Source organism: Bacillus sp. MBGLi79 (assembly GCF_002953915.1).
The window spans coordinates 3454187-3458330 of record NZ_CP026521.1 but is presented as its reverse complement, the minus strand read 5'-3'; the positions used below and the strand labels follow the sequence as shown (position 1 = coordinate 3458330).

Genomic DNA, 4144 nt, shown 5'->3' with positions numbered 1-4144 from the left:
CCCGAGCAGATGGTCAAGCTTGTCCAGCAGCTCAAACAAGACTTCGACTACATTGTCATCGACTGCCCTGCAGGGATTGAGCAAGGTTATAAAAATGCGGTCTCGGGCGCTGACAAAGCGATTGTCGTGACGACACCGGAAATCTCCGCTGTTCGTGACGCCGACCGGATCATCGGCCTGCTTGAAAAAGAAGAAAATATTGAGCCGCCGAGACTTGTCGTCAACCGGATCCGCAACCACTTAATGAAAAACGGCGATACGCTGGATGTTGATGAAGTCATTCAGCACTTGTCGATCGAACTGATCGGTATTGTTGCGGATGATGACGAAGTGATTAAAGCTTCCAATAACGGGGAGCCTGTCGTCATGGATCCGAACAATAAAGCTTCAATCGCATACCGGAACATCGCCCGCCGCGTGCTGGGCGAATCTGTGCCTTTACAGTCGTTTGAAGAAGAAAATAAAGGCGTTTTCGCAAAGATTAAATCATTTTTCGGCGTACGCGCTTAACTTGCAAAAAAGCAATCTCCAAAACGAGATTGCTTTTTTGCAGTTTCATTGATCGTTTTCGACTTTGTGCTTTAACAAGGAAAGCTTATTGTCCCAATACATGTCGAAGTAGGCGAGCCACTGCTGCAGCTCCGCGAGAGGTTCGGGATGAAGCCTGTACAGTTTTTCTCTGCCCGCTTTTCTTCCGCTGACAAGTCCGGCTTCTGACAAAATTCTCAGATGCTTTGAAACAGCCGTTCGGCTCATCGGGAAATGAGTGCTGATATCTGTTACAGGCAATTCCCTGCCGGCGAGGAGCTTCAGCATCTTTCGCCGTGAGGGATCGGAAACGGCTTGGAACACATCATGTTTTACGGCCGATGATGTCACTAGCCTTCAACTGCCTGACGCAGCTTTTGATTGACGATCGCTTCCCAGCCGCCATTCATCCGATTGCGGACATCCGCTTGTTTTTCTCCCGCTTTTGCAACCGTTTCTTCCGGCGCGCCCCATCCTGAATGAATCAGGGTAAATTCGGTTTTTTCTGCAGACAGCTCTTTCAATTCAAATGTGACGATCCATCCCGACGTATCCCAGCTGAAAGCGAGTCGATGCGGCGCTTCAAGCTCGATCACTCTGCAAGGGGAGGGGCCGAACGGAGACTGCAAGGTGAATTCACAGCCGATCTCCGGACGGAAATCATTTGGCATAAACCAGGCGGAGATGCCTTCACTGGTGGCGACGGCCTCCCACACTTTTTCTATCGATGCGTGAAAAACAGCCTGTTTATGTATATCAGGCACTTGTTGATTGCTCATAATAGACCTCCTAGAAAAAAGTAAAACCAAAAGGTTTCCTATCTATTATATGAAACCTTTTGGTTTTATGTCAATATACCGTCATAAACGCCTGGGACAAGACATATCATTGAACAAACGAACCTGAATGTAAAGGATGAGGGTTATGAGTCATAGAGCAGATGAGATTCGAAAAAGAATGGCCAGGAAAAGAAAGCGGAAGGCGCCGGATAAACAGCCCTTTTCGTCAGGCGGCAAAAAGCTGCCGGTCAAGCCGCCTGCATGGACAGCCTTTTCGGAAGATGAAAAGGCCGGAGACTTCCCTCCGCCTGAGGGAAGCTCCCTGCTGATAAATGGGAAGCACCCTCTTGTCAAAGCGGATGCGCTCATCATGAAATGTCTTCTGTCGGCATGTCTTGTCCTTGTGTCCGCTATTGCCTACAAAGGCCAGTTTGAACCCGCAAACCAAATCAAACCGGTCATCAGCCAGGTGTTTACTGAAGAGTTCCAATTTGCGGCTCTCCAGAATTGGTATGAATCCAAGTTTGGCGATCCCCTCGCATTCTTTCAACCGAAAGGTGACAAACCATCCGGTCAGGTCGAGGTGAATCAAGATCTCGCTGTTCCTGCCATGGGAAAGGTTCAGGAGAAATTCTCAGGCCAGGGCATTAAGGTAGAAACAGAAGACGAAGCGATCCGCAGCATGAAGGAAGGCTATGTCATTGAAGTGGACAAAAATCCGGAAACGGGCCTGACGGTGGTTTTGCAGCATGCGGACAACAGCTATACCTACTACGGCCAGCTGAAAAAAGCGGATGTCGCTTTATACGATTTTATAGATAAAGGAACGAAGCTCGGAACGATTAAGCAGGATAAAAATCAAAAAGGCGTCTATTACTTTGCGATCAAACAAGGAGAGGAATTTGTTGATCCGATACAGGTGATCACATTTGAATAAATGGACGGAGCTCTTCACCAAGCTTCACATTCACCCGCTGCTGTGGCTTGTCATGGCGATCGGTATCATGACAGGACATATTAAAGCGCTGTTTTGTTTAATGATCGTTATTTTGATCCACGAGCTTGGCCACGCTGCTGCTGCCGTTTATTTTTCATGGAGAATTAAAGGCATTTTCCTGCTGCCTTTTGGGGGAACGCTTGAAGTCGATGAACATGGCAACAGACCGTTAAAGGAAGAGCTGGCCGTCATCGCCGCGGGGCCTGTTCAGCATATCTGGCTTCAATTTGCTGCATGGCTTTTGGCGGTCAATTCGCTCGTCAGCCCTCATATATTTGAAACGTTTACCTTTTACAATCTGACCATCCTCTTGATTAATCTGTTTCCGGTTTGGCCGCTTGACGGCGGGAAGCTGCTGTTTTTGCTGTTTTCAAAACACCTTCCGTATCAGAAAGCACAGCGGGTGATGCTGGCTGTGTCGTGCTTTTGCTGTACTGTTTTAATCGCGGCAATTCTGTTGGTTTCCCCGTCACAGCTGAGCGCTTGGGTGCTCCTCGTATTTTTGGCTGCATCTCTTTACCAGGAATATCGCAATCGCCATTACGTCCATATCCGTTTTTTGCTTGAGCGCTATTACGGAAAGGAGAGGGAAGTGCGACGCCTCGCCCCGATCACGGTGTGCGCTGAACAGCAGATTTATGAGGTCATGCTCCTGTTTAAACGAGGCTGCAAACACCCGATCATTATTGAGAAGGACGGACAAAAACTGAGCCAGCTTGATGAAAACGAAGTTCTCCACGCTTATTTTACAGACAAGCGCACGACTTCCTCAATGGAAGATCTGCTTTTGGTTTATTGACCGTCCATCCTTCTAAAAGACATTGACACTCGGGCTCTTTTCTGGTATATTTTTTAATGTTATGGATGTAGCACCCGTGCTACAACCGCTCAGCACAGGTGTTAAGTGCTTTCTTAGCCCCCTGTGATTGGCGAGTCTTAGTTTATTAGGAGGTGCAGAGATGTACGCAATTATTCAAACAGGCGGGAAACAAATCAAAGTTGAAGAAGGCCAAACTGTATACGTCGAAAAGCTTGCTGCTGAAGCCGGCGAAACAGTTACTTTTGACAACGTATTGTTTGTCGGCGGTGAAAATGTTAAAGTTGGCAGCCCTACGGTTGAAGGCGCTACGGTAACAGGCAAAGTTGAAAAACAAGGCCGTGCGAAAAAAATTACCGTATTCAAGTACAAGCCGAAGAAAAACCAACATAAAAAACAAGGTCATCGTCAACCTTACACTAAAGTTGTAATCGAAAAAATCAACGCTTAAGGCGTGTATGATATGATTCATGCAAAGGTTACCAGAGCCCGATCGAACAAAGACATCTTAGGCTTTGAAATGTCGGGACATGCGAATTTTGCTGAACATGGTCAGGATCTCGTTTGTGCAGGGGCATCGGCGGTCGCCTTTGGAGCTGTCAATGCAGTCATGAAGCTGACGGGCATTGAGCCGGTCATTGACCTCGGGGAAGACGGCGGATTTTTATCTTTCGGATTCCCGGACGGTACGGATCGGGAGGCTTTTGAAAAGGCGCAGCTCCTTCTCGAAGGCATGATCGTCTCCCTTGAAACGATCGAACGAGACTACAAAGGTTACTTAAAAGTAACGACGAACAAAATATAGGAGGTGAGCTACATGCTAAGATTAGATCTTCAGTTTTTTGCATCTAAAAAAGGAGTAGGTTCAACGAAGAACGGACGTGACTCTGAGGCGAAGCGCCTAGGTGCTAAACGTGCAGACGGTCAATTCGTATCTGGCGGTTCCATCCTTTATCGTCAGCGCGGAGCAAAAATCTATCCAGGTGAAAACGTTGGGCGCGGCGGAGCTGACACTCTATATGC

At 47.7% G+C, this 4144-nt stretch carries 8 protein-coding genes and 1 other annotated feature; of the genes, 6 read left to right on the top strand and 2 right to left on the bottom strand.

The window, feature by feature from the left end; all coding sequences use genetic code 11:
- Positions 1-510, top strand: a 510-nt coding sequence (minD, locus tag C1T29_RS17685; RefSeq protein ID WP_208945503.1) for a septum site-determining protein MinD, incomplete at its 5' end; no start/stop codon positions are given.
- 45 nt (positions 511-555) lie between these two features.
- Here the strand turns inward: minD and C1T29_RS17680 are convergent.
- The gene (locus C1T29_RS17680; RefSeq protein ID WP_023855421.1) at positions 556-879 is read right to left on the bottom strand and encodes an ArsR/SmtB family transcription factor; all 324 of its coding nucleotides are present in this window, start codon (positions 877-879) and stop codon (positions 556-558) included.
- Positions 879-1307: an SRPBCC family protein gene (locus C1T29_RS17675; protein ID WP_103749546.1), complete on the bottom strand. Its 429-nt coding sequence runs from the start codon at positions 1305-1307 to the stop codon at positions 879-881. The genes C1T29_RS17680 and C1T29_RS17675 overlap by 1 nt, the downstream gene beginning before the upstream one ends.
- A gap of 145 nt (positions 1308-1452) precedes the next feature.
- Here C1T29_RS17675 and C1T29_RS17670 point away from each other — a divergent pair, with 145 nt between their 5' ends.
- The 5 genes from C1T29_RS17670 to rpmA all read left to right on the top strand — a co-directional run.
- Positions 1453-2244 (top strand): peptidoglycan DD-metalloendopeptidase family protein, encoded by a 792-nt coding sequence (locus C1T29_RS17670; RefSeq protein ID WP_059231343.1) that lies wholly within the window; start codon positions 1453-1455, stop codon positions 2242-2244.
- A complete protein-coding gene (locus tag C1T29_RS17665) occupies positions 2237-3103 on the top strand; it encodes a M50 family metallopeptidase (RefSeq protein ID WP_020452443.1) in 867 nt (288 codons plus the stop codon). The genes C1T29_RS17670 and C1T29_RS17665 overlap by 8 nt, the downstream gene beginning before the upstream one ends.
- A 73-nt stretch (positions 3104-3176) precedes the next feature.
- Positions 3177-3251: a sequence feature (ribosomal protein L21 leader region), on the top strand.
- Between the two features lie 12 nt (positions 3252-3263).
- The gene (gene rplU, locus C1T29_RS17660; RefSeq protein ID WP_003184027.1) at positions 3264-3572 is read left to right on the top strand and encodes a 50S ribosomal protein L21; all 309 of its coding nucleotides are present in this window, start codon (positions 3264-3266) and stop codon (positions 3570-3572) included.
- A 12-nt stretch (positions 3573-3584) separates the two neighbouring features.
- A complete protein-coding gene (locus C1T29_RS17655) occupies positions 3585-3926 on the top strand; it encodes a ribosomal-processing cysteine protease Prp (RefSeq protein ID WP_020452442.1) in 342 nt (113 codons plus the stop codon).
- 12 nt (positions 3927-3938) lie between these two features.
- Positions 3939-4144 (top strand): 50S ribosomal protein L27 (rpmA, locus tag C1T29_RS17650; RefSeq protein WP_208945733.1); only part of this gene is annotated, 206 nt, incomplete at its 3' end.

Coding starts and splice junctions, on each gene's coding strand:
- C1T29_RS17675 (WP_103749546.1), bottom strand. CDS start 1,307: ATGAGCAATCAACAAGTGCCTGATATACATAAACAGGCTGTTTTTCAC.
- C1T29_RS17670 (WP_059231343.1), top strand. CDS start 1,453: ATGAGTCATAGAGCAGATGAGATTCGAAAAAGAATGGCCAGGAAAAGA.
- rplU (WP_003184027.1), top strand. CDS start 3,264: ATGTACGCAATTATTCAAACAGGCGGGAAACAAATCAAAGTTGAAGAA.
- C1T29_RS17655 (WP_020452442.1), top strand. CDS start 3,585: ATGATTCATGCAAAGGTTACCAGAGCCCGATCGAACAAAGACATCTTA.